Genomic DNA, 22,496 nt, shown 5'->3' with positions numbered 1-22,496 from the left:
GATGAGATATATCTCGACACGCGGCGCCGCGCCGGAACTCCCCTTTGACGACACCATGCTGACCGGGCTGGCCCGGGATGGCGGGCTTTACGTCCCGGCCGCGATCCCACAGCTAACGTCTGCCGAAATCGCGGCCCTTGGCGGGCTGTCCTACGAGGATCTGGCGCTGCGGGTCATGACGCCGTTCATCGGCGACAGCTTTGGCGAATCCGAACTCACCGACCTCATTGCCCGCGCCTACAGCGGTTTCGATCATGTGGCCCGGGCGCCGCTGGTGCAGCTTGATACAAATCATTTCCTGCTCGAACTCTTTCACGGGCCGACGCTGGCGTTCAAGGATTTCGCCATGCAGCTGATCGGCCAGCTTTTCCAGGCGGTGCTGGCGCGGCGCGGCGAACGCGTCACCATTGTCGGCGCCACCAGCGGCGACACCGGTTCGGCGGCGATCGAGGCGTTCCGCGGGCTCGACAACGTGGATGTGTTCATCCTCTTTCCGCACGGGCGCGTCTCCGAGGTGCAGCGCCGCCAGATGACCACGCCCGCCGAGGCCAATGTGCACGCCCTCGCCGTCGATGGCGATTTCGACGACTGCCAGGGCGCGCTCAAGGCCATGTTCAACGATTTCGCCTTCCGCGACGAGGTGCGCCTTGCCGGGGTGAACAGCATCAACTGGGCGCGGGTGCTGGCGCAGGTGGTCTATTATTTCTCTTCCGCGCTCTCGCTTGGTGCGCCGCATCGCCCGGTGTCCTTCACCGTGCCGACGGGGAATTTCGGCGACATCTTTGCCGGCCACGTGGCGCGGTGCATGGGGCTCCCGATCGACCGGCTGGTGGCGGCGACGAACCAGAACGACATCCTGCATCGCTGCCTTTCGGGGCAGGGCTATCACAAGGGGCAGGTCGTGCCCTCGATCAGCCCCTCGATGGATATTCAGGTAAGCTCGAACTTCGAGCGGGCGCTGTTCGATGCCTATGGCCGCGACGGAAAAGCGGTGGCGCAGCTCATGGAAGAGCTTTCGCTGGGTGGTTTCGACGTCAGCCAGGGGGCGCTCGAATATCTGCGCGAGCAGTTCGATTCGGGCCGCGCGAGCGAGCAGGAGACCCTCGCCACGATCCGGCGTGTGCGCGAGGAAAGCGGCGAACTGCTTTGCCCTCATTCCGCGGTCGGGGTGAAGGTCGCCGAGGAACTGCGCGATCCCGATGTGCCGATGATCACCCTTGCCACCGCGCATCCGGCCAAGTTTCCCGATGCGGTCGAGCAGGCAAGCGGTATCCGCCCGCCGCTGCCCGCACATATGCAGGATCTTTTCGAGCGGCCCGAGCGGGTCACCCGGATCGGCAACGATCTCGGGGCGCTCAAGGCCCATATCAGGGAGCATGTGCAGAGGTGAGTGTGGAGGTCACCGAACTTGCGAACGGCTTCCGGGTCGTGTCCGAACCGATGCCGGGTCTGCGCTCGGCGGCCATCGGCATCTGGATCGCCGCCGGCGGGCGCCACGAGCGCCCCGAACAGAACGGGGTCGCCCATTTCCTGGAGCACATGGCCTTCAAGGGCACGGAAAAGCGCAGCGCCCTGCAGATCGCCGAACTAATCGAGGATGTGGGCGGCTATATCAACGCCTATACCAGCCGCGAGACCACCGCCTATTATGCCCGCGTGCTGGAGGAAGACGTGCCGCTCGCGCTCGACGTGCTGGGCGACATCATCCTCAACCCGGTTTTTACGCCCAGTGACATCGAGGTGGAGCGCGGCGTGATCCTGCAGGAAATCGGCCAGAGCGCCGACACGCCCGACGATGTCATCTTCGACTGGCTGCAGGAGCAGAGCTACGGCGACCAGCCGCTCGGGCGCCCCATTCTCGGCCCGCCGGCGCGGGTTGCCGGGTTCGGGCGTGAGGATCTGCTGGAATTCGTGGCCGAACATTACGGACCGGGTGAACTTATCCTGTCGGCGGCGGGTGCGGTCGATCACGATGCGCTGGTGCGCGCCGCCGAGGAGATATTCGGCCACATGGCCCCGCGCCCGCGCGGTATCATGCTGCCGGCGCGGTTCACCGGCGGCGAGATCCGGCGCGAGAAGGCGCTGGAACAGGCGCATTTCGCGCTGGCGCTCGAGGGGCCGGGTTATCGCGATGAATCGGTCTATACGGCGCAGATCCATGCCTGCGTGCTCGGCGGGGGCATGTCGAGCCGGCTGTTCCAGGAGATCCGCGAGCGCCGCGGGCTCTGCTATACGATCTTTGCCCAAGCCGGATCCTATGACGACACGGGCGCCACGACGATCTATGCCGGCAGCAGCGCCGAGGGAATTTCGGAACTCGTGGATGTGACCATCGACGAGATGAAACGCGCGGCGGATGATATTTCCCCCGAGGAAGTCGCGCGGGCGCGGGCGCAGATGAAGGCCGGGCTGCTCATGGGGCTCGAGAGCCCGAGCAACCGCGCCGAACGGCTGGCGCGGCTCGTGCAGATCTGGGGCGAGGTGCAGCCGCTTGAGGACATCATCGCGCGGATCGACGCGGTGACCACGGGCGACGTGCGCGAATTCGCCGCCCGCCTCGCTGCCGAGGCCCCGGCGGCGCTTGCCCTTTACGGGCCCGTGTCGGGCGCGCCGGATTTCGCCGCCTTGCAGCGGCGGCGGGCGGCCTGATGGCGGTGCGATGATCCTCGGGCGCCGCAGGTTCCGGATCGAGACCGAACGGCTGACGCTGCGCCCGCCGGTCCATTCGGATTTCCGCCCCTGGAGCGCGCTGCGCGAACAGAGCCGCGATTTCCTCGTGCCCTGGGAACCGGCGTGGTCGGACGATCACCTGCACCGCAAGGCCTTTGCCAACCGGGTCTACTGGGCGCATCGGTCGATCAGCAACGGCACGGCGGTGCCGCTTTTCCTGCTGCGCCGCGAGGATGACGTGCTGATCGGTGCGATCACGCTCGACAATATCCGCCGCGGCCCGGCGCAGGCGGGAACGCTTGGCTACTGGACCGGCCAGACCCATGCCCGGCAGGGATTCATGCGCGAGGCGATCAATGCGCTGGTTCATCATGCGTTCGAGCGGCTGGACCTGAGCCGTATCGAGGCCGCCTGCCTGCCCGAGAATGTGGCCTCGCGCGGGTTGCTGGAAAGCACGGGGTTCAAATACGAGGGCGTCGCGCAGGCCTATCTTCAGATCGCCGGGCGCTGGCGCAATCACGTGCTTTACGCGGCGCTGCGCCACGACCGCCGCGGCCGGACCACGAGCGGGCAGGAGCGGTGACCGGCCCGGCAACGCAGGCGATGGCCGTCGGATGACTCCTTGCCCGGGGGCGTCCCGCCCCCGATCGCCTTGCGGCGATTCCCCCTGGGGATATTTTTGGCCAGAAGAAGGACCGGGGGCGGAAAGGAGCCGACATGACACTGAGGGATGCCGACCGGGATTTTGCCGACGCTTTACGGGCCCGGCTGCCCCGGCTCGATCTTCGCCCGGCCGAAGGGGCGATCCTGGAAGAGCCGCGCGGGCGGTTTCACGGCCGCGGCGGCCTGGTCGCGCGCCCGCGCGAGAGCGGCGAGGTCGCCGCGATCATTGCCGCGGCGGCGCAGGCGCGGGTCGGGGTCGTGCCCTATGGCGGCGGCACCGGGCTTGTCGGTGGCCAGGTGAAGCCCGATGCGCCGGCGCCCCTGATCCTGTCGCTTGAGCGCATGAACCGGATCCGCCGGGTCTGTCCGCTCGAAAACGTGCTGATTGCCGAGGCAGGGGTGATCCTTGACGATCTGCGCGCGGCCGCCGCGGCGGCGCAGCGGCTGTTTCCGCTGTCGCTTGCCTCGGGCGGATCGGCGCGGCTCGGCGGGATCCTGTCCACCAATGCGGGTGGGGTGAATGTGCTGCGTTACGGCAATGCGCGTGATCTTTGTCTCGGGCTCGAGGCGGTGTTGCCGGACGGGCGGGTCTGGAACGGGCTCAGCCGGTTGCGCAAGGACAACACGGGTTATGATCTGCGCGGCCTGCTGATCGGGGCCGAGGGCACGCTCGGGGTGATCACCGCGGCGACGCTGAAGCTTGCGCCGATCCCGTCGGGGCAGGGCACCGCGCTTCTGGTGGTGGCCTCGCCCGAAGCGGCGCTCGACCTTCTCGGGCTCGCGCGGGAGCGGCTGGGCGAGGGGGTGAGCGCGTTTGAACTGATCCATCGCCAGAGCCTCGCGTTCCTGGCCGAGACGCTCCCCGACTTGCGCCAGCCGATCGCGCCGCCGCCGGAATGGTCGGTGCTCGTTGATCTCGGACTTGCCGCCGGGCATGATCCGCAACTGGCGCTCGAGGACCTGTTCGCTGCCGCGCAGGCGCGTGGGCTCGTGAGCGACGGGGTGATCGCCCGGAGCGAGGCGCAGCGGGCCGGGCTCTGGGCGCTGCGCGAGGCGATCCCGGAAGCGAATCGGCGGATCGGTTCGATCTCGAGCCATGACATTTCCCTGCCGCTCGGGGCGGTGGCCGGGTTCATTGCCGCGGCACCCGCGCGGATCGGGCGGCCGGGCGCCTACCGGATCAACTGCTTCGGTCATCTCGGCGACGGCAACCTGCATTACAACGTGTTCCCGCCACCAGGACATGTCCGGGCGGAATACGATTCAAGGCGCGAAGAGATCATGCATGCGGTGCATGATCTCGTGCATGAGATGGGGGGCTCGATCAGCGCCGAACACGGGATCGGGCGGCTGAAGGTGCGCGAGCTGGAGCGTTATGGCGACCCCGTGCGCCTTGATGCCATGCGCGCGATCAAGGCGGCGCTCGACCCCATGGGCATCATGAATCCGGGCGCGGTGTTGCGGTGATGCGGCGCCTGCCGGTCAGCGGTTTGCCGTGGCGGCGCACCCGTGCTAGGCGCGTCTGGTGACATGCAGGGATGCGCGGGCAGGTGGTCGAGCTGCAGCCGGAAACAGCCGCTGATTGGTGGGAGGTCGAAGCGCTGTTCGACCTCTGCTTTGCGCCGGGCCGCGAGGCGCTGTCCTCCTATCGCCTGCGCGACGGGATCGAGCCGCTGGCCGAGCTTTCGCTGGTGGCGCGCGACGCGGGCGGGGTGCTGGCGGGGGCGATCCGTTTCTGGCCGGTGCGGGTCGCGGGCCGCCCGGTGCTGCTGCTCGGTCCGGTCGCGGTGCATCCGACCCGGCAGGGCGAGGGGCTTGGCGGGGCGCTGATCCGCCATGCGCTGGGCGTGGCGCGCCGGCTTGGCTGGACCCGGGTCATGCTGGTGGGCGATGCCCCCTATTACAGCCGCTTCGGTTTCACGCGCCTCGACGGGGTGCTCATGCCGCCGCCGACGAACCCGGAACGGGTGCTTGGCCTTGCCCTTGCCAAGGGTGGCTGGGACGGGATCGCGGGTCCGGTCGAGCGCTGGGATTCATCTTGTCATTGAAATTCCGGGCCGGCGGACCAATCTTGCCTTGAGCCGCATGAGGAGAGGCAGATGAACGACATCACCACCGTCGAGCCCGTCGATATCGAGGCCGAACTCGACCTTCTGGCGGCGCGTTACCGGGGTGCCTCGGGGATCGGCCTGCAACTGCTGAACCTGCTTGGCTCCAAGGCGGAGGGCCTTCTCGAGCGGCTGCCGGAGCGCGTGCATGCGCAGCTCGACCGCGCCACCGAACAGGCGTTGCGGCTGGCCATGCACACGGCCGACCGGTCGCGGCAGCGGCTGCCCGATCAGCGGCCCTGGGTGAATACGGCCGTGACCACCGCTTTCGGCGCGGCGGGCGGCTTTGGCGGCTTTCCGGCGGCGCTGGTTGAGCTTCCTGTCACGACCACGGTGCTGCTGCGTGCGATTCAGGGCGTGGCCTGTGAATACGGGTTCGACCCGGGTGCCGAAGACGTGAAATTCGATTGCATGCGCGTCTTTGCGGCGGCCGGCCCGCTTGCGATGGATGACGGGGCGGACACGGGGTTCCTGTCGTTGCGCCTTGCGCTCACGGGCGGCAATATCCAGCGCATGATCGCCACGGTCGCGCCGCGCCTTGCCGCGGTGCTTGGCCAGAAGCTCGCGGCGCAGTCGGTGCCGGTGCTCGGGGCGCTCGCCGGGGCGACGTCCAACTATGTCTATACGAATTATTACCAGCAGGTTGCGCATGTGCATTTCGGCCTGCGCCAGCTTGCGATCAACTCCGGCGTCCCGCATGACGAGCTTGTCGCCCGGCTCGAAATGCGGATGCGCCCGGCGCTCAGATAGATGCCGAAGCGGCCGGACCGTTGCCCGGGCCCGGTTTCCCGAATATATTGAATATTTACCGGTCTGTGGCACGAAACGCCCCGAAGGGTTATGATCCGATGATCCGGCAGTTGCCCATTTCTCTGAATGCCTGTCACAAGAGCGACGTGCGCAGCCAGTTCGCCGCGCTCTGCTGGCGGCTGCAGGGCGATGCGCCGGAGATCCTGCTCATCACCACGCGCGGCACCGGGCGCTGGATCGTGCCCAAGGGCTGGCCCATGGACGGGATGACGCCGGCCGCCTCTGCCGCGCAGGAGGCCTGGGAAGAAGCCGGCGTGATCGGCACGCCCGCAGAGGAATGCCTCGGGCTTTATTCCTATACCAAGAAGGTCGCGGACGGGGCGGCGGTGCCCTGCCTCGTGATGGTCTATCCGGTGCGGGTCGGCGAGTTGCGGGAGGATTTCCCCGAAAAGGGCCAGCGCCGGCGTGACTGGTTTTCTCTGCCGGAGGCCGCCTTGCGGGTCAGGGAAGCGGCGCTGGCGCAGATCATCGGCGGGTTCGATCCGGGTGCCCTGTCGTGAGCCGTTGAACTCCGGGTGCTTTGCAATATCCTGAACAGTCAGAACAGGCGAACCCTTCATGATCCGATATGCCCTGAAATGCTCCGACGGCCACGCGTTCGAAAGCTGGTTCCAGTCTGCCGAGGCCTATGAACGGCTGGCGCGGAGCGGGCGCATTTCCTGCGCCGTCTGCGGTGGCGGATCGGTGGAGAAGGCGATCATGGCCCCAAGGGTCAGCACCGCACCCGCCGCGCGGGAGATCGAGCGCCCGCTGAGCGAACCTGCGAATGAGCGCGAAAAGGCGCTTGCGGAACTTCGCCGCCGGGTCGAGGAAAACGCCGATTACGTCGGCCTGTCCTTTGCCGCCGAGGCGCGCGCGATCCACGAGGGCTCTGCCCCCTCGCGCGCCATCTATGGCGAGGCGCGTCCCGATGACGCCCGCCAGTTGATCGAGGACGGGGTCGAGATCGCCCCGCTTCCGTTCCGTATCCACCGCGACGCGAACTGACCGCAGCGCGCGACTCGCTTGCTCTTGGCGGGGTGCTCGCTTATGACGCGGGGCGGAATGCCGCCTTGAGGGAGCAAAGCCCGCGTGCCCATACTCGTGATGAAATTCGGCGGCACCTCGGTCGCCGATCCCGACCGGATCCGCCGGGCCGCCAAGCGGGTCGGGGTCGAGGTCGCCAAGGGTTACAAGGTGATCGTGATCGTCTCGGCCATGGCCGGGCGCACCAACGAGCTGGTCGGCTGGGTCGAGGAAATCTCGCCCATGTTCGACGCGCGCGAATACGACGCCGTGGTGTCCTCGGGAGAGAACGTGACCGCGGGGCTGCTCGCGCTCACCCTGCAGGAGATGGGAGTCCCCGCGCGAAGCTGGCAGGGCTGGCAGGTGCCGGTGCGCACCTCCGGGGTTCACTCCGCCGCCCGGATCGAGGACATTCCGACCGACAACCTCATGGCGAAATTCGACGAGGGCATGCAGGTCGCGGTGATCGCCGGTTTCCAGGGGGTGAGCGCCGAGGGGCGCATCACGACGCTGGGGCGCGGCGGCAGCGATACCACGGCCGTCGCCTTCGCCGCCTGTTTCGAGGCCGAACGCTGCGACATCTATACCGATGTCGACGGGATTTACACCACCGATCCGCGCATCACGTCGAAGGCGCGCAAGCTCGAACGCATCGCCTTCGAGGAGATGCTGGAGCTTGCGAGCCTCGGGGCCAAGGTGCTCCAGACCCGCTCGGTCGAGCTTGCCATGCGCAACAAGGTGCGGCTGCGGGTGCTGAGCAGTTTCGACGAGCCGGGCGACAGCGCCGGAACACTGGTCTGCGACGAGGAGGAAATCATGGAATCGAATGTTGTCGCCGGTGTCGCCTGTTCGCGCGACGAGGCCAAGGTCACGCTGCTTTCGGTGGCCGACCGCCCCGGCGTGGCCGCGGCGATCTTCAACGCGCTGTCCGAAGCGGGCGTGAACGTCGACATGATCGTGCAGAACATCAGCGCCGACGGCCGCACCGACCTGACCTTTTCCTGCCCGATCGCCCAGGTCGAACGGGCCGAGAAGGCCATGCTTTCCCTGCGGGACGGCGGCGCGGTGAATTTCAGCGAACTCGCGCTCGACCGTGACGTGGCCAAGGTCTCGGTGGTCGGCATCGGCATGCGCAGCCAATCGGGGGTGGCTGCCAAGATGTTCCGGGTGCTGGCGGACGAGGGCATCAATATCCGGGTGATCACCACGTCGGAAATCAAGATTTCCGTCCTGATCGAACGGAAATACATGGAACTTGCGGTTCAGGCGCTGCATGATGCCTTCGAACTGGACAAGGCTGCCTGAGCTCCGGTCCGGTGCCGCTGCAAGAACCGCGATCGGGGGCCATGCCGCAAAGCACTGAAAGTGAAAGTCGCAAGCTGCTTGTGCGCCTGCGAGATGTCATGGCGCATGAAGTGGCCGGGCAGGCGCGGCTTGACCAGATCACGGCGCTGATTGCCGACAGCATGGGTGCCGAGGTCTGCGCGATCTATCTGTTCCGCGACAACGAGACGCTCGAACTCTGCGCCACGGTCGGGCTCGACCGCGAGGCGGTGCATCGCACCCGGCTGCGCATCGGCGAGGGGCTCGTGGGGCGGGTCGCGCGCAGCGGCAAGCCGATCAACACCCTTGATGCGCAATCGGTCTGGGGTTTCCGGCATGTTCCCGAAACCGGCGAGGAAGCGTTCCGCGCCTTTCTCGGCATCCCGATCCAGCGGGTGGGCGAGCGGCTCGGGGTGCTGGTGGTGCAGTCGCGCGAGGCGCGGCAGTTCACCGCCGACGAGGTCTATGCGCTGGAAATCGTGGCCATGCTCCTGGCCGAGATGACCGAGCTTGGCGCCTTTGTCGGCGATGGCACGGGACTGCCCGCGCGCCACAAGCAGGCGGTTCTGATTCGCGGCCTCTCGGGGCAGGAGGGCACGGCCGAGGGCCATGTCTGGCTGCATGAGCCCCGCGTGGTGGTGACCAATCTGATCGCCGAGGATCCGGCCGCCGAGATCGAACGGCTGAACGCGGCGGTCGACAAGCTGCGGGTCAGCGTCGACCAGCTTCTGGCCCGCAACCGCAGCGGCGACCAGGAACAGATCCAGGTGCTCGAAGCCTATCGCATGTTCGCGAACTCCAAGGGCTGGCTGCGGCGGATGGAGGCCGACATCGCCGCCGGGCTGAGCGCCGAAGGGGCGGTCGAAAAGGAACAGACCGAGGCCCGCGCGCGCATGCGGCAGGTGCAGGACGCCTATCTGCGCGAGCGGCTGAGCGATCTTGACGACCTTTCGAACCGGCTGCTGCGCCTGCTGACGGGGCAGAGCCGAGTCGACAGCGATGCCGAGATCCCGGCGGATGCCATTCTCGTGGCGCGCAATATCGGCCCGGCCGAGCTTCTGGAATATGGCCGGTCGCTGCGGGGCATCGTGCTCGAGGAAGGATCGGTCGGCAGTCACGCGGCCATCGTTGCCCGGGCGCTGGCCATTCCGCTCGTCGTGCGGGCCGAAGGCATCGTCGTCGAGGCGATTAACGGCGACCAGATCATGATTGATGGCGACCAGGGGGTCGTGCATCTGCGGCCCGAGGAAACCGTGGTCAATGCGCTTCGCGACAAGATCGCGATGAACGCCAAGGCGCAGGAACGCTATCGCTCGATCCGCGACAAGCCGGCGGTCACGCGCTGCGGGGCGCGGATTGCCCTGACCATGAACGCCGGGCTGATGGCGGATCTGCCCTCGCTCGAGAGTTCGGGCGCCGAGGGGGTCGGCCTTTTCCGCACCGAGCTTCAGTATCTTGCGCGCAACACGATGCCGCGCCGCACCGAGCTTGCCCGCGCCTATTCCCATGTGCTTGACGCGGCGCTGGGCCGACGGGTGGTGTTCCGCACGCTCGACATCGGCTCGGACAAGGTGCTGGCCTACATGAAGCCCGCCGACGAGCCGAACCCGGCGCTCGGCTGGCGCGCGATCCGCATCGGACTCGACAAGCGCGGCGTCATGCGGATGCAGCTTCAGGCGCTGATCCGTGGTGCCCGTGGGCGGCCGCTGGCGATCATGTTCCCTTTCATCAGCCAGTACGAGGAATATCGCGACGCGCGCGGCGAGGTCGAGAAAACCCTCGCCATCGAACGCCGCCTCGGCCACGCGCTGCCGGCCTCGGTCGAGGTCGGCGCCATGCTCGAAACCCCCTCGCTGGCCTGGGCGCCCGAGCGTTTCTTCCAGGAGGTCGAATTCCTCTCGATCGGGGGCAATGATCTCAAGCAGTTCTTCTTTGCCGCCGACCGCGAGAACGAGCGGGTGCGCCGCCGCTACGACACGCTGAGCGTCGCCTATCTGGATTTCCTGGAGATGATCGTGGGGCGCTGCCTGCGCAGCAATACGCCGTTGTCCTTCTGCGGCGAGGATGCCGGCCGCCCGATCGAGGCGATCTGCCTTGCCGCCATCGGCTTCCGCGCCCTGTCCATGCGCCCGTCCTCGATCGGCCCGGTCAAGAGCCTGCTGCTGCGCACCGACCTTGGCGAATTGCGGGCGGTGATGGAGGCGGCGCGCGACGCGGGCGAGACCTCGGTGCGCCCGGCGGTCATGGATTATCTGCGCGCCCAGCATTGAAACGGATCGCGAATCTGCGCCCGCGCCGGCCCGCCGGCGGTGTTGCGTCGTGCCGATTGCGGTTGCATCGCCCCGCCCGGCGCGCGCAGGAAGGCGCAGCTAACAAGGAGAGCGGCCCATGACACAGGCAATCAGACCCCGGGTGGCGATCAACGGATTCGGACGGATCGGGCGCACCATCCTGCGCCTGCTTCTCAAGCGCGATGATTTCGAGCTGGTGCTGATCAACGAGATCGAGACGCTCGAAACCTGCGCCTATCTGTTCCATTACGACAGCATCTATGGCCCCTGGCCCGGAACGGTCGAGACGCGCGAGGGCGCGCTTGTGGTCGATGGCCGCGCGATTCCCTTCCACGGTGTCGAGGATCTGTCCGCGCTCGACCTCGGCGGCGTCGATGTCGTGCTCGAATGCACCGGCATGGCCGGAAAGCGTGCCGTGGCCGAGCGGGGGCTGATTGCCGGGGCGCAGTCGGTGCTGGTTTCGGGGCCGTCCTCCGAGGCGGACCGGACCATCGTGCTCGGGGCGAATGAGGGCGAACTCGCCGGGCAGCGCATCGTTTCGAACGCCTCCTGCACCACCAATGCGCTGGCGCCGCTGGCGCGGCTGCTGGACGACGCCTTCGGGATCGAAAGCGGTCACATCACCACGGTGCATTGCTACACCGGCAGCCAGCCGACGGTGGACAAGCCGCGCGGGCCGCTCGAACGCAGCCGCGCGGCGGCCCTGTCCATGGTGCCGACCACCACCAGCGCCGACAAGCTCCTGGGGCGGATCCTGCCCGCGCTGAAAGGGCGTATCGCGGCCCATGCGGTGCGGGTGCCGACCGCGAGCGTTTCGGCGGTGGACCTCATCATCCGGACGCGCGAGCCGGCCAGTGTCGAGGCGACGAACGACCTGCTGCGCGAGGCAGCCCGGCAAAGCCCGGTGTTCGGCTGGACGACGGAGCCGCTCGTCTCGACCGATCTGCGCGCCCGGCCCGAGTCGGTCATCATGTGCGGGCGCGAAACCTCGCTGGCCGCCGGGGGGCTGCTGCGGGTGTTCGGCTGGTATGACAACGAATGGGGTTTCTCGTGCCGCATGCTCGATGTCGCGCGCCTGATGGCGGATGTCGGCCATGGGTCTTGAGCCGGCGGGCAGACTGCGTAAAATGGCCACGCCTGCCGCCGGTTACGCGAAAACCACTGGACAGTGGCGGCTGTTGAACCAAATATCCCGCCGTCAGAGGTGTTCTGCATGACCATAACGTGTATGCATATCCCGGCCCCAGCTTCGCCGGGATATGATGACGGGTGTTGCTCGTCCGGCGTTGTGCCGGACCGAAAATGAGGAGGAAACCATGTTCAAACGGTCTTTCATCGGGGTTGTCGCGCTGGCTGCGCTGGCGACGCCCGCTCTTGCCGCCGGCGACGCGGACAAGGGCGAGAAAGTCTTCAAGAAATGCCAGGCCTGTCACCAGGTCGGGGACGATGCCCGGAGCACCCCCACTGGCCCGGTTCTGAACGACATCATCGGCCGCACCGCCGGCACCGTGGAGGGCTTCAAATACTCCGCCGCCATGACGGAAGCCGGCGAGGAGGGGATGGTCTGGAACGACGAGCATCTGCACGAATATCTTGCGGATCCGAAGGGCTATGTCCCCAAGAACAGGATGGCCTTTGCCGGGCTCAAGAAAGAAGAAGACCGTGACGACGTGATCGCCTACCTCGAACAGTTTTCCGACCCCGCCGCCGTGAAAGCGGACCATTCGGGCGATGAGCCCGACGGCGCAGACGACAATTCCGATTCGGAAGAGTGACCCTATCCGGTACCTGATACCGCGCCCCGCCCGAATGGCGGGGCGTTTTCCTTTCGGGTGCCTGCGGGATCAGCGGGTTTCCTCGGCCTTGCGGATCAGGCCCCGAATCCAGCGCGTGGCCACCCAGTTGACCGGCAAGGCGATCGGCACCGACAGCAGCAGCGTCATGTTGGGCGACAGCGATGGCCAGCCGAAAGCCCGTGCAATCAGCGCCAGCATGAAAAGGTTGATCGCGACCGCCCCTGCCGTGGGGATGAACAGGAGCGCATAAAGCCGCTCGAACCGTGGCACCGCGCGATCTTCAGCCATTCAGGTCGTGCTCCTCTCGGAAAGTTCCGTGCCCAGCCGCTCGGCGATCAGCGCCGCGATGCCGGAAAGGGTGCCCAGCGGCGCAAGGCGCGGCCCCTGAAATCCGGCAAGGTCGAGCGCCTCGGGGACATCATCGGTAACATGTTCGCCGCTTGCCGCAAAGAACGGCAGGCAGATGCTCTGCGGTGGCACCTCGAAGGCCAGATCGCCGATATAGGGCGGCTCCTCGATGAATCCGGCCCGGATGTCCCGGAACCCGGCAAGCTGCCCGAGCGCCTCGGCAAAGGCATGGGTCGCCTCGGCCGATTTGCGGCTGCGACCCGAACCGTGGGCCGCGATCAGCAGCGTGGTTTCGGCGGCCTCCCAGCCTTTTGCCTCAAGCACCCCGGCCAGATGGTCGCGGGCCAGGCGCGGCAGTCCCGCCTCGCGCCCGAGCGGCGCCAGGAGCCGCGCTGCACGGGCGCCGATGCGCTCCGGCAGCCGGGCCTGCGTGAACCAGCCATCGGTCATGAAGACCGGATAGACCAACGGCACCCCCGCGCAGGTTTCAAGCACCGCCTCCAGCGTCCCCGGTGCCGCGAGCGTTGCGCTCAGCACCCGGTGGCCGGGCAGGAGCGCCGCGACCTCTGCGGCCAGCGCCGCAAGCTCCTGCTCGGCCGGTGCGGGATCGGAGGGCTGGCCGTGGCTGACCAGCACCATATCGGTGCGGCGGTCAGTGGCTGGTGCCTTCGGAAAAGGTGATCTTGTTCCAGACATTGTATTTTCCCGAAGGTTTGCGCATCGGCAGGCGGCGGATTTCTTCAAGTGTCTCGGCATCATAGACGATGACCGCGCCCTCGTCCTCCCAGATCGACAGCAGCGCATGGCGCCCGTCGCGGGTGAATTCCACATGCGCCGCCGTGGCATCGGGAACCGGGCGCAATGTCCTGACGATTTCAAGACTTTCCTTGTCGATCACATGCACCGCGTCCTTGTTCGGCCCGAAGAACACGTCGGCCCAGAAATAGGGCGAATTTTCATGGCTGCGCAGAAAGAAACCGGGGCCGGCGGTGTCGATGGTGCGCAGCACCGACCAGTCCTGCGTGTCGATCACGGAAAGCCGTGCCTCCTGCAGATGCGGCGTGGCCATGACCCGCCGCCCGTCGCGCATCCACGAGATCCCCGAACCGAGATGCGGCATGCCGGGCAGGGGCAGTTCCGCCACCTCGCGCCCGACATTCAGGTTGACCACGACGCCGCGCCCGCCGTCGCGGGCGGCGCCGATCAGGAAGCGGTAATCGGGGGTGAAGAAGAAATCGTCGAGCGGCTCGGCAATCTCGATGCGCCGGCGCGCGAACAGCCCCTCTTCGGGCGGGCCGCGACGGATCAGGCCGCGTTCTTCGGCGTCGCCTTCTTCGATCGGGGGCGCGTCGGGATCGGTCATGACCTCCCAGATTTCGGGGGCGTCCTTCAGCGCGAGGATGAAACTGTTGCGTTCAGGGGCCTGATAGACGGCCGAGACGCGGCTTGTTTCCCCGCCGAGCGAGACAACGGGAACGACCCGCTCGACGCTCAGGTCATCGGTGGCGAGGATGGTCAGCGTCATCGGCAGGTAATTCGCGACCGCCAGATGCCTGCCGTCCTTGCTCAGCGCGATATTGCGGCTGTTGAGCCCGGCGCGCGCGCGACCGACCTCCTGCAATGTCCAGATGTCGTATTTCTGCACCCAGCCATCGCGCGACATGATGAAGACAAAGCGCCCGTCCGGCGAGAATTTAGGGCCCCCATGCACGGCGAAGGGCGTCTCGAACCGGTCGAGCACATCGAAACTGTCGCCATCCAGAACGCTGACGTGATGATCGCCGGTTTCCACCACAAGCGTGATGTTCATCGGATCGCCGCCGAACACCGGGGCATCAGTGGGAACGTAATCCGGGTTCATTTCGCGGGTTTCAGCGATTTCGGCCTCGGTCCAGTCGGGCACCGTATCGAGCGGCTGTTCAAGCCAGCCGGCCAGCGCCGCGATGTCTTCGGGGGTCAGCCGATCCGCGAAACCCTCCATCTGGGTCGCGCCGCGCCCCTCTGCAATCACGGCTTCCAGATCGGGGCCGCGCATCCGCCCGAGCGTTTCGGGAATGAGCGCGGGACCGCTGCCGCCAAGGCGGGTCTCGCCGTGGCAGGTGGCGCAGTGTTCGCCGTAATCCTGCGCGGGATCGGCAAGGGCAGCAGGGGCGAGAAGCAGCAGGCTAGAAAAAGCGATGGGCCGGATCATGGGATTTCCCGCGGAAGGGCGTGACCGTCAGGCGTTCGCCCGCCTCGTCGATGCCGATTTCGTCGTTGTCGAGGTAACAGGCCGGGTCTTCGGCCCAGGGGTCGCCGGTCAGTTGCAGGGCGCGGATGCGCGTATTGCCGCCGCAGACCGCCTGGAACGCACAGGCACCGCAGCGCCCCTTGAGCGGCCGGGGCCGGCGGCGCAACTGCGCAAGCATCGGGTCATTTCCGGTCCACAGTGCGGAAAACGGGGTCTCCTTGACCGAACCGATGGTATAGTCGGACCAGTAGGTGTCGGGATGCACATTGCCCTGCGTGTCGATATTGGCCACGCCCAGCCCCGATGAATTGCCGCCCCATGCCTCCAGATGGTCGCGCAGATGGGCAACGCGGGCGGCGTCGAAATTCCGCTCGGCCCAGCGCAGGAAATAGACCGCATCGGCGTCGTTGTTGCCGGTCACGATGTCGAGGCGCCGCGCGGCGCCGCGCGCGCTGTCCCAGGCGCGGGCAATCAGCAGGTCGAGCGCGGCGCGGGTGTGATCATGTTCGCTGTCTTCGCCGCGGTGCTTGTCGCCGCGCCCGGCATAGACCAGGTGCGAAAGATAGAATTTGTCCACTCCCTCGTCGTCGCAAAGCCGGATCAGATCCGGGAGTTGCGCGTGATTGTCGCGCGTTACGGTAAAGCGCAGCCCGACCTTGATGCCGCGTGCCTTGCATTCGCGTACGCCCCGCAACGCGTCGTTGAACGCACCGTCAACACCGCGGAACCAGTCATTGGTGGCGCCGATCCCGTCGATCGAGATGCCGACGTAATCGAAACCGGCCTCGGCCACCCGGTCGGCATTTTCACCCTGGATCTTGGTGCCGTTGGTGGACAGCGCCAGCATCCGGACCATGGACCGGGCGCGGGCCGCGATCTCGAACAGGTCGAAACGGTCGAGCGGCTCTCCGCCCGAGAGGATCAGCGCCGGGATACCGAACGCGCCGAGATCGTCGAGCGTCGCCATGGCCTGTTCGTGGCTGAGTTCGCCGGGAAAATGCACATCCGACGACACGGTGTAGCAGTGCCGGCAGCGCAGGTTGCAGCGGCGCGTCAGGTTCCAGATCACCACCGGCTTGACCGGCCCCTTGCCGCGACGTGTGCGCACCGGGGTCGGGTGCGTCAGTTGCTCCATGTATTCGGAGAGGCGGAACATCGGTTCATCCTTTCTCGGGCCGCAGGCGCAGCCCGGTCTTTTTCAGGATCTCGGTCGAATAAAGAATGTCGTTGCCGCGGCAGGCGTCGCCCAGAATCGCCGCGACTTCGCCACGCAGGGCCTCGACCTCCTCGCGGGTCGTGCCGTGCAGCATCGCGAACAGGTTGTAGGGCCAGTGCGGCAGGGCGCGCGGGCGTTCATAGCAGTGGCTGACGAAATCAAGCGCACCGATCCGCTGCCCGAGCTCCGTGATGCGCTGGTCGTCCACGTCCCAGACCGACATACCGTTCGCGACAAGACCTAGCCGGTAGTGATTGGGCGCAACCGCGATGCGCCGGATCACGCCGCGCGCCTTGAGCGCGCGCAGGCGTTCGTGCAGTTCTGCCTCCTCCATGCCGAGCCGGGCGGCGACCGCCGCATAGGGGCGCGGCGCCAGCGGCAGGCCGGCCTGCGTTGCCTTGATGATGCGCCGATCGGTTGCGTCGACCCTCATGCCGCCACCCGGAAGCCGACAAAGAATTCCTGCAGTTTCGGAAAGCAGAGCACCTCGTGGCCGCTGGCCTGCGTCAGTTCGGCGGCGACGCGGGCGATCTCGGGCTCGGTCTCGGTCGCGAGCACGAACCACATGTTGAGCGCGTGGCTGCGGCGGTAATTATGTGCAACCTCCGCGCGGGCGTTCACGATCTCCGCCACCCGGTCGAAATCGGCCTCGGGCACCGCCATGGCACACAGACAGAAGGCCCCGCCCATGGCCGCCGCATCAAGGAACGGGCCGAACCGGGTGATCACGCCGGCGTCCTTCATCGCCTGAAGGCGCGCGATCAGGTCGGCTTCGGCGATGCCGAGTTCGCGGGCGACCTCGGCAAAGGGTTCGGCCGCAATGGGGAATCCGTCCTGCAGGCGGTTCAGGATGGCGCGGTCGGTGGAATCGAGCATCATGCGGTTTCCTTTTGCGAGGCAAGCACCGTGGCGCCGGTCTGTTTGAAACAGCGCAGCGAAAACAGCGGCACATGCGGAATGTCGCCGAATTCAGGCAGGGCGCAGACCCGGTCGAGCACGGCCATGGCATCCGGGCGGCTGCGCGCATGGATCATGGAATAAAGCCGGTAAGGCCAGAACCCGGCTACGGTCGTGCGCTCGTAACAGAGCGTGATGCCGGGCTGCCGCGCCAGCAGCGGGCCGGCGGTGGTGATCGCCTCATGCGACATGTCCCAGACCACCATGGCATTCGCCCGCCAGCCGAGCGCGCGGTGGCGCACGATCACCCCGAGCCGGGCGATGATTCCGGCGCGCACGAGCGTGGCGGTGCGGGCGAGCACCTCTTCCTCCGCGCAGCCGAGCAGACCGGCCAGGGCAAGCCAGGGACGCGGCACAAGTTCGAGCCCCCGCAGCAGCGCCTGCAGAAGCGGGCGATCCGAATCACGGAATGCGCTGCGATCGACCGGGCCGCGTGCCGGCCGGGCGCTTTCTCCGCCCGAACGCAGGGCAAAGCCGAGATCGACGTTGAACGGGCGCACAAGGCGCAGATCGAGCACCCGGAGCCCGGTGCGGTGCCCGATACGGGCAAGGGCCGCATCGACATGGGCGCGATCGGGGCCGGTGGCGACGAACCAGAGATTCCAGTCGTGCTCGCGCAGGTAGGAGTGGTTCACGCCCGGCTCGGCCCCGATGACCGCCGCGACCTCTTCGATGCGATCATCGGGCGCGGCGATCGCGGCGAGGGTGCTGGCCGAGACGGTATTCGGGGCGCATGTGGCGCCGATGCGCGAAATGCGCCCCGCGCCCATCTGCCGCCCGAGCCCGGCGATCACCTCGGATTCGGTCACGCCAAGCCGCTCCGCCATATGGGCGAAGGGCCGGGCCACCAGCGGGAAATCGCGCTGCCAGTCGTCCAGAAGCGCCTGTGCGAGGGGGTCGGAGATCCGTTCCATCGCTCAGAGCCCCAGCCGGTGCGCGCGGGCGGTAAAGAAGATGCCCGAGGGGTTGTCGGCCTCGATTTCGCGCAGGGGTTCCAGGGTCTGGGTGTCATAGACCACCACCTTGCCGGCATCGCGCACCGAAACCCAGACCTCATGCCCGCGCGGGGTGAATTCCATATGCAGCACGCCGGGGCCAGGCTTGAGTTCGTGGATGACCTCCTTGGTGGCCGTGTCGATCACCTGCAGCGTGTCATTGTCGGGGGGCGCGAAATTCACCCAGACCTGCCGCCCGTCGGGGCGGGCAATGGCAAAGATCGGCTGGCCGTGGGTTTTCGTGCGCCCGGTTTCGGTGAAGTCGCGGGCATCGACCCAGAGCACTTCGTGCTGGCCGACCGCGGGGAGCACGAATTCCTCGCCGGTGAGCGCCCAGCCTTCGAGATGCGGCATCTTGTAGACCGGAAGCTTATCGCGCTCCTCGGCATAGCCGTCGAGAATCGCACGCGGCTGCGGTTCGTCCTCCCAGAGGTCGAGCGCGCTCAGGTGGTCGGCACCGAACAGCCCGGCGATATAGGTACGCCCGTTGGCGGTCACGAGCGCGTCATAGGGGTTCTCGCCCATGCCGGGGATGCGGGTGATTTCGGGCTCATCGCCGGAGAAATCGGCAATCCATGTCTCGCCCTTGTCCCAGAGGCTGAAGACGAAGCGCCGCCCCGGAATGTCCACAAGGCCCACGGTTTTCGATTCGGCCGGAATGTCGGCCACCATTTCGAGCGTGCCGGCATCGAAGACGCGCACCCCGCCCGGTTCGTAATTCGACACGGCAACCAGCGTGCCATCGTCGGAGATGGCCCCGCCGATCGAATTACCGGCCTGCATCACGCGGTTCACGACCTCCCTTGCGAGGATATCGACCTTGGTGAGCCCGCCGTCGCGCCCGAACACATAGGCGAAGCGCTGGTCGGGCGAATAGACGAGCGACGCATGGGAGAGATCGCCAAGTCCGGTGATGCGCCCGAGGCTGGCACGCTTGCCCTGATCGACCACCAGCAGCGAGCCGTTCGCGCGTTCCACCACAAGGCCGAGCGCCCCGGTCGGCTCGGCCGCCAGAGGCGGGGCGAGCAGGAGCGCGGCAGCGAGAGCAAGGAACTTCATTCGGGTTCTCCGTTCAGCAGATAATCGGCGATCCATTCCGCATCGGATTCGGAAAGCAGCGGGCGCCAGGGCGGCATGGCCGTGCCCGGAATGCCGTCGAGCACCACCTCGGACAGGGTTTCGGTGTCGTAATGCCGGAGCGCCTGCGGCCGGATGTCGGGGCCGAGCCCGCCCTTGAGGGTAAGGCCGTGGCAGGATCCGCAGTCCTGCCGCACCAGCCGTTCCAGCGCGACCGCATCGGAAACGGGCTCTCCCGCCCGGGCCGCGCCGCCAAGCAGCGCCAGTATCACAAGCAGCCTATTCACCGGCAACGGCCGCCATCCCCTCCGGCTGCACCGCGCCGGAGACGTCTGCATATTCGGCATGGAGCGACACCACATGGCCGATTACGAACAGGACCGGCGCCTTGAGCGGGGTCGCGCGGATATCGAGCCCGATCCGGTCGAGGCGGGACAGGAGCCGCCTTTCGCGCGGTGTGGTGGCCGAGGCAACGGCCATCACCGGCAGGTCGGGCGGCATGCCGGCGCGGATCAGTTTCAATGCGATTTCAGGCATATTGGCCGCGCCCATATAGACCACGAGCGTGGTTTCCGGATCGGCGAGGCTGTCCCAGTCGAGGTCCAGGCTCTGGTCGGCGGCGCGGTGGCCGGTGACGTAGCGCACACCGGTGGCCAGTCCGCGATGGGTGAGCGGCACGCCGCAGGAGGCGGCCATGCCCTGCGCGGCGGTGATGCCGGGCGCGTATTCGACCGTGATGCCGCGCTCAGCGAGATAGGCGGCCTCTTCGCTGCCGCGGCCGAAGATCAGCGGATCGCCCCCCTTGAGCCGCGCCACCGCGAGGCCCTGCGTGGCCAGTTCGAAAAGGATTTCGTTGATGCGCTCCTGCGGAACGCTGTGATGTCCCGGCGCCTTTCCGACCGGGATCATCCGCGCCCCCCGCGGCGCGAGCGCGAGGATTTCGGGCGACACCAGCCGGTCATGGACCACCGCTTCGGCCGCGTTCAGCATGCGCAGCGCGCGCAGCGTCATGAGATCGGCACTGCCGGGGCCGGCGCCGATCAGATATACCTTGCCTCGGGTCATGTGCTGGCTCCTTCGGGGCCCCTCGGGCTTCATGAACTCGGGGTGGATCGGAGTCCCGGAGGCGGGCTGCCGCCTCCGGGGCCGGTGCCTTTGCGTCAATAGACGTCGGCGCGGGTGTTATAGACGTTGAACTTGCCCGTCGGCGTGACCAGGCGCTCGTCCTTGATCACGTGCTTCATCTCGAGCGTCTTGTCGTCCACGACCACGATGGCGGATTCCAGATCCTTGGCGTTCCAGACCGAGAACCAGATTTCGTTCCCGTCCTTGTTGAACTCGCCTTGGACGATGCGCGGCTGCCCTTCGGCGATGCCGGCCCATTCGACGATCGGAAGGGTCGTGAATTCGGGCTCTTCCCCGGCCAGGTCCGGAACCTTGAACACCGCGACCGAACCCGAGATTTCCGCATCGGGGTTCAGCGTCGCATCGACGTAAAGATGCTCGGACTCGGGGTGCGTCTTGACGAAGAGCGATCCGCCGCCCAGCGCCTCGAGCTGCTGCACCACCTTCCAGGCGCTGTCCGGGTGCCCTTCGGGATCGGTGCCGATCAGCGCCACGGTCTCGTCACCCATGTGCGAGGTTGCCCAGACCGGCCCGTAGGTCGGATGGTTGATGTTGGCGCCGCGCCCGGGGTGCGGGGTCAGTCCCTCGCTTTCCACGATCGCGTCGACCGTGCCTTCCTTCGTGTCGAGCACCACAATCTTGTTGCGGGCGTTGGCCGCGGTCAGGAAATAGCGCTTGCTCGCATCAAGCCCGCCGTCATGCAGGAAGCGTTCGGCGTTCACCTCGGTGATCTTGAGGCTGTCCAGATCCGAGTAATCCACCAGGTGGATCTTGCCGGTTTCCTTGATGTTGACGACGAATTCGGGGTTGTAGTGCGAGCCCAGGATCGCGGCGACGCGCGGCTCCGGGTGATATTCCTGCTCGTCATAGGTCATGCCGCGGGTGGACTGGATCCGCAGCGGTTCGAGCGTGGCGCCGTCCATGATCACGTATTGCGGCGGCCAGTAGCCCCCGGCAATGGCGTATCTGTCCTCGAAACCCTCCATCTTCGACGTCTCGACCGAGCGCGCCTCGGAGCCGATCTTGATTTCGGCAACAGTATCGGGATCCTCCATCCAGAGGTCGATCATGTTGATCTTGGCGTCACGCCCGATCACGAAAAGATAGCGCCCCGAGGCCGAGATCCGGCTGATGTGCACGGCATAGCCGGTCTCCAGGATCTTCTTGATCTCGTAGGTGGCGCCGTCGATCAGGGCGATCTCGCCCGAATCGCGCAGGGTGACCGAGAACAGGTTGTCGATGTCCCAGTCGTTCATCTTTTCGGTGGGACGGTCCTCGGGCGCGACATGGACCACCCATGTCTCCTGCATCTCCTTCATGCCGAATTCCGGCGGGGCAGGGGGTTCGAGCAGCACATAGCGCGCCATCATGTCCACTTCGTCCTCGGTCAGGTCGCCCGAGGTGCCCCAGTTCGGCATGCCGGCGGGCGAACCGTAGGTGATGAAGTCGCGCAGATACTCGAAACCGTTTTCGCGGGTGATGTCGGGGGTCAGCGCCTTGCCGGTCGCACCCTTGCGCAGCACGCCGTGACAGCCGGCGCAGCGCTCGAAGTAGATCTTGGTGGAAGCCTGGAATTCCTCGTCGGACATCACCGGATCGTCGGGCCTGCGCCCGGGGATCTCGACGTCGATTTCCGCAAGCGTCGTCATCGAAGGCACATACATGCCCCCGGCGGTGGTCGCGTGCTCTTTCAGCGCGTCTTCGCGGGCCTGCTCCTCGACCGATTGTGAGGATTCGTCCTGCTCCGTCGCATCGTCCTGGGCCCAGACACCGCCTCCCGCAAGGCCGAGCACAACGGCGGCACTTGCCAGAAGCGATATCCGCCGGCTGGCGAATTTGGGTCTCATGTAGATATACTCCGTTTGCTGGTGAGGCATCGGAA

At 66.8% G+C, this 22,496-nt stretch carries 23 protein-coding genes; 12 read left to right on the top strand and 11 right to left on the bottom strand.

Going from position 1 to position 22,496, the window contains the following annotated elements:
- Position 1 precedes the first annotated feature (1 nt).
- The 12 genes from thrC (at position 2) to B0B01_RS04995 (ending at position 12,645) form a co-directional block, all read left to right on the top strand.
- Positions 2-1,390, top strand: coding sequence for a threonine synthase (thrC, locus tag B0B01_RS05050; RefSeq protein ID WP_076648286.1), 1,389 nt, complete (start codon positions 2-4; stop codon positions 1,388-1,390).
- Entirely contained in the window at positions 1,387-2,649 is a 1,263-nt protein-coding gene (locus B0B01_RS05045; RefSeq protein WP_076648283.1) for a M16 family metallopeptidase, read from the top strand. The genes thrC and B0B01_RS05045 overlap by 4 nt, the downstream gene beginning before the upstream one ends.
- Before the next feature lie 10 nt (positions 2,650-2,659).
- Complete coding sequence (locus tag B0B01_RS05040; protein ID WP_076648280.1) at positions 2,660-3,253, top strand: GNAT family N-acetyltransferase; 594 nt, start codon at positions 2,660-2,662, stop codon at positions 3,251-3,253.
- A 134-nt stretch (positions 3,254-3,387) separates the two neighbouring features.
- Complete coding sequence (locus B0B01_RS05035; protein WP_076648277.1) at positions 3,388-4,800, top strand: FAD-binding oxidoreductase; 1,413 nt, start codon at positions 3,388-3,390, stop codon at positions 4,798-4,800.
- A gap of 71 nt (positions 4,801-4,871) precedes the next feature.
- On the top strand, positions 4,872-5,381 hold the full coding sequence (locus B0B01_RS05030; protein WP_076648275.1) for a GNAT family N-acetyltransferase: 510 nt from the start codon (positions 4,872-4,874) through the stop codon (positions 5,379-5,381).
- A 51-nt stretch (positions 5,382-5,432) separates the two neighbouring features.
- Complete coding sequence (locus B0B01_RS05025) at positions 5,433-6,191, top strand: EcsC family protein (RefSeq protein ID WP_076648272.1); 759 nt, start codon at positions 5,433-5,435, stop codon at positions 6,189-6,191.
- 110 nt (positions 6,192-6,301) lie between these two features.
- Complete coding sequence (locus B0B01_RS05020) at positions 6,302-6,751, top strand: NUDIX hydrolase (RefSeq protein WP_327082981.1); 450 nt, start codon at positions 6,302-6,304, stop codon at positions 6,749-6,751.
- Positions 6,752-6,809: 58 nt separating this feature from the next.
- Entirely contained in the window at positions 6,810-7,238 is a 429-nt protein-coding gene (locus tag B0B01_RS05015; protein WP_076648266.1) for a DUF1178 family protein, read from the top strand.
- Between the two features lie 84 nt (positions 7,239-7,322).
- Positions 7,323-8,561, top strand: coding sequence for an aspartate kinase (locus B0B01_RS05010; protein WP_076648262.1), 1,239 nt, complete (start codon positions 7,323-7,325; stop codon positions 8,559-8,561).
- 41 nt (positions 8,562-8,602) lie between these two features.
- Positions 8,603-10,849, top strand: a complete 2,247-nt coding sequence (ptsP, locus tag B0B01_RS05005) for a phosphoenolpyruvate--protein phosphotransferase (RefSeq protein WP_076648259.1) — start codon at positions 8,603-8,605, stop codon at positions 10,847-10,849.
- A 118-nt stretch (positions 10,850-10,967) separates the two neighbouring features.
- Positions 10,968-11,975 carry a type I glyceraldehyde-3-phosphate dehydrogenase gene (locus B0B01_RS05000; protein WP_076648257.1) on the top strand — a complete coding sequence of 336 codons (1,008 nt, stop codon included), beginning with the start codon at positions 10,968-10,970 and terminating at the stop codon, positions 11,973-11,975.
- Positions 11,976-12,186: 211 nt separating this feature from the next.
- Positions 12,187-12,645 carry a c-type cytochrome gene (locus tag B0B01_RS04995; RefSeq protein WP_076648254.1) on the top strand — a complete coding sequence of 153 codons (459 nt, stop codon included), beginning with the start codon at positions 12,187-12,189 and terminating at the stop codon, positions 12,643-12,645.
- 69 nt (positions 12,646-12,714) lie between these two features.
- On the opposite strand, the gene B0B01_RS04990 is transcribed toward B0B01_RS04995, so the two are convergent.
- The 11 genes from B0B01_RS04990 to B0B01_RS04940 form a co-directional block, all read right to left on the bottom strand.
- Complete coding sequence (locus B0B01_RS04990; RefSeq protein ID WP_076648251.1) at positions 12,715-12,954, bottom strand: hypothetical protein; 240 nt, start codon at positions 12,952-12,954, stop codon at positions 12,715-12,717.
- Entirely contained in the window at positions 12,955-13,710 is a 756-nt protein-coding gene (locus B0B01_RS04985; protein ID WP_234967705.1) for a CbiX/SirB N-terminal domain-containing protein, read from the bottom strand. It abuts the gene before it with no gap.
- The gene (locus tag B0B01_RS04980; RefSeq protein WP_076648246.1) at positions 13,667-15,205 is read right to left on the bottom strand and encodes a cytochrome D1 domain-containing protein; all 1,539 of its coding nucleotides are present in this window, start codon (positions 15,203-15,205) and stop codon (positions 13,667-13,669) included. Before B0B01_RS04980 ends, B0B01_RS04985 begins: the two co-directional genes overlap by 44 nt.
- Positions 15,180-16,400 carry a heme d1 biosynthesis radical SAM protein NirJ gene (gene nirJ, locus B0B01_RS04975; RefSeq protein WP_076648242.1) on the bottom strand — a complete coding sequence of 407 codons (1,221 nt, stop codon included), beginning with the start codon at positions 16,398-16,400 and terminating at the stop codon, positions 15,180-15,182. The genes B0B01_RS04980 and nirJ overlap by 26 nt, the downstream gene beginning before the upstream one ends.
- A gap of 4 nt (positions 16,401-16,404) precedes the next feature.
- The gene (ahbB, locus tag B0B01_RS04970) at positions 16,405-16,893 is read right to left on the bottom strand and encodes a siroheme decarboxylase subunit beta (protein WP_076648239.1); all 489 of its coding nucleotides are present in this window, start codon (positions 16,891-16,893) and stop codon (positions 16,405-16,407) included.
- Complete coding sequence (locus B0B01_RS04965) at positions 16,890-17,339, bottom strand: Lrp/AsnC family transcriptional regulator (protein WP_076648236.1); 450 nt, start codon at positions 17,337-17,339, stop codon at positions 16,890-16,892. The genes ahbB (B0B01_RS04970) and B0B01_RS04965 overlap by 4 nt, the downstream gene beginning before the upstream one ends.
- Positions 17,336-18,331: a siroheme decarboxylase subunit beta gene (gene ahbB, locus B0B01_RS04960; protein WP_076648233.1), complete on the bottom strand. Its 996-nt coding sequence runs from the start codon at positions 18,329-18,331 to the stop codon at positions 17,336-17,338. Before ahbB (B0B01_RS04960) ends, B0B01_RS04965 begins: the two co-directional genes overlap by 4 nt.
- Positions 18,332-18,334: 3 nt before the next feature.
- On the bottom strand, positions 18,335-19,471 hold the full coding sequence (locus B0B01_RS04955; protein ID WP_076648230.1) for a cytochrome D1 domain-containing protein: 1,137 nt from the start codon (positions 19,469-19,471) through the stop codon (positions 18,335-18,337).
- Entirely contained in the window at positions 19,468-19,776 is a 309-nt protein-coding gene (locus B0B01_RS04950; protein ID WP_076650062.1) for a c-type cytochrome, read from the bottom strand. Before B0B01_RS04950 ends, B0B01_RS04955 begins: the two co-directional genes overlap by 4 nt.
- The gene (cobA, locus tag B0B01_RS04945) at positions 19,769-20,554 is read right to left on the bottom strand and encodes a uroporphyrinogen-III C-methyltransferase (RefSeq protein ID WP_076648227.1); all 786 of its coding nucleotides are present in this window, start codon (positions 20,552-20,554) and stop codon (positions 19,769-19,771) included. Before cobA ends, B0B01_RS04950 begins: the two co-directional genes overlap by 8 nt.
- A 95-nt stretch (positions 20,555-20,649) precedes the next feature.
- Complete coding sequence (locus B0B01_RS04940) at positions 20,650-22,461, bottom strand: nitrite reductase (RefSeq protein WP_076648224.1); 1,812 nt, start codon at positions 22,459-22,461, stop codon at positions 20,650-20,652.
- Positions 22,462-22,496 lie beyond the last annotated feature (35 nt).

This window comes from Pontibaca methylaminivorans (assembly GCF_900156525.1).
Lineage (GTDB): Bacteria > Pseudomonadota > Alphaproteobacteria > Rhodobacterales > Rhodobacteraceae > Pontibaca > Pontibaca methylaminivorans.
Note: the sequence above shows the minus strand (reverse complement) of the source record. Positions and strands in the feature narration are given on the sequence as shown.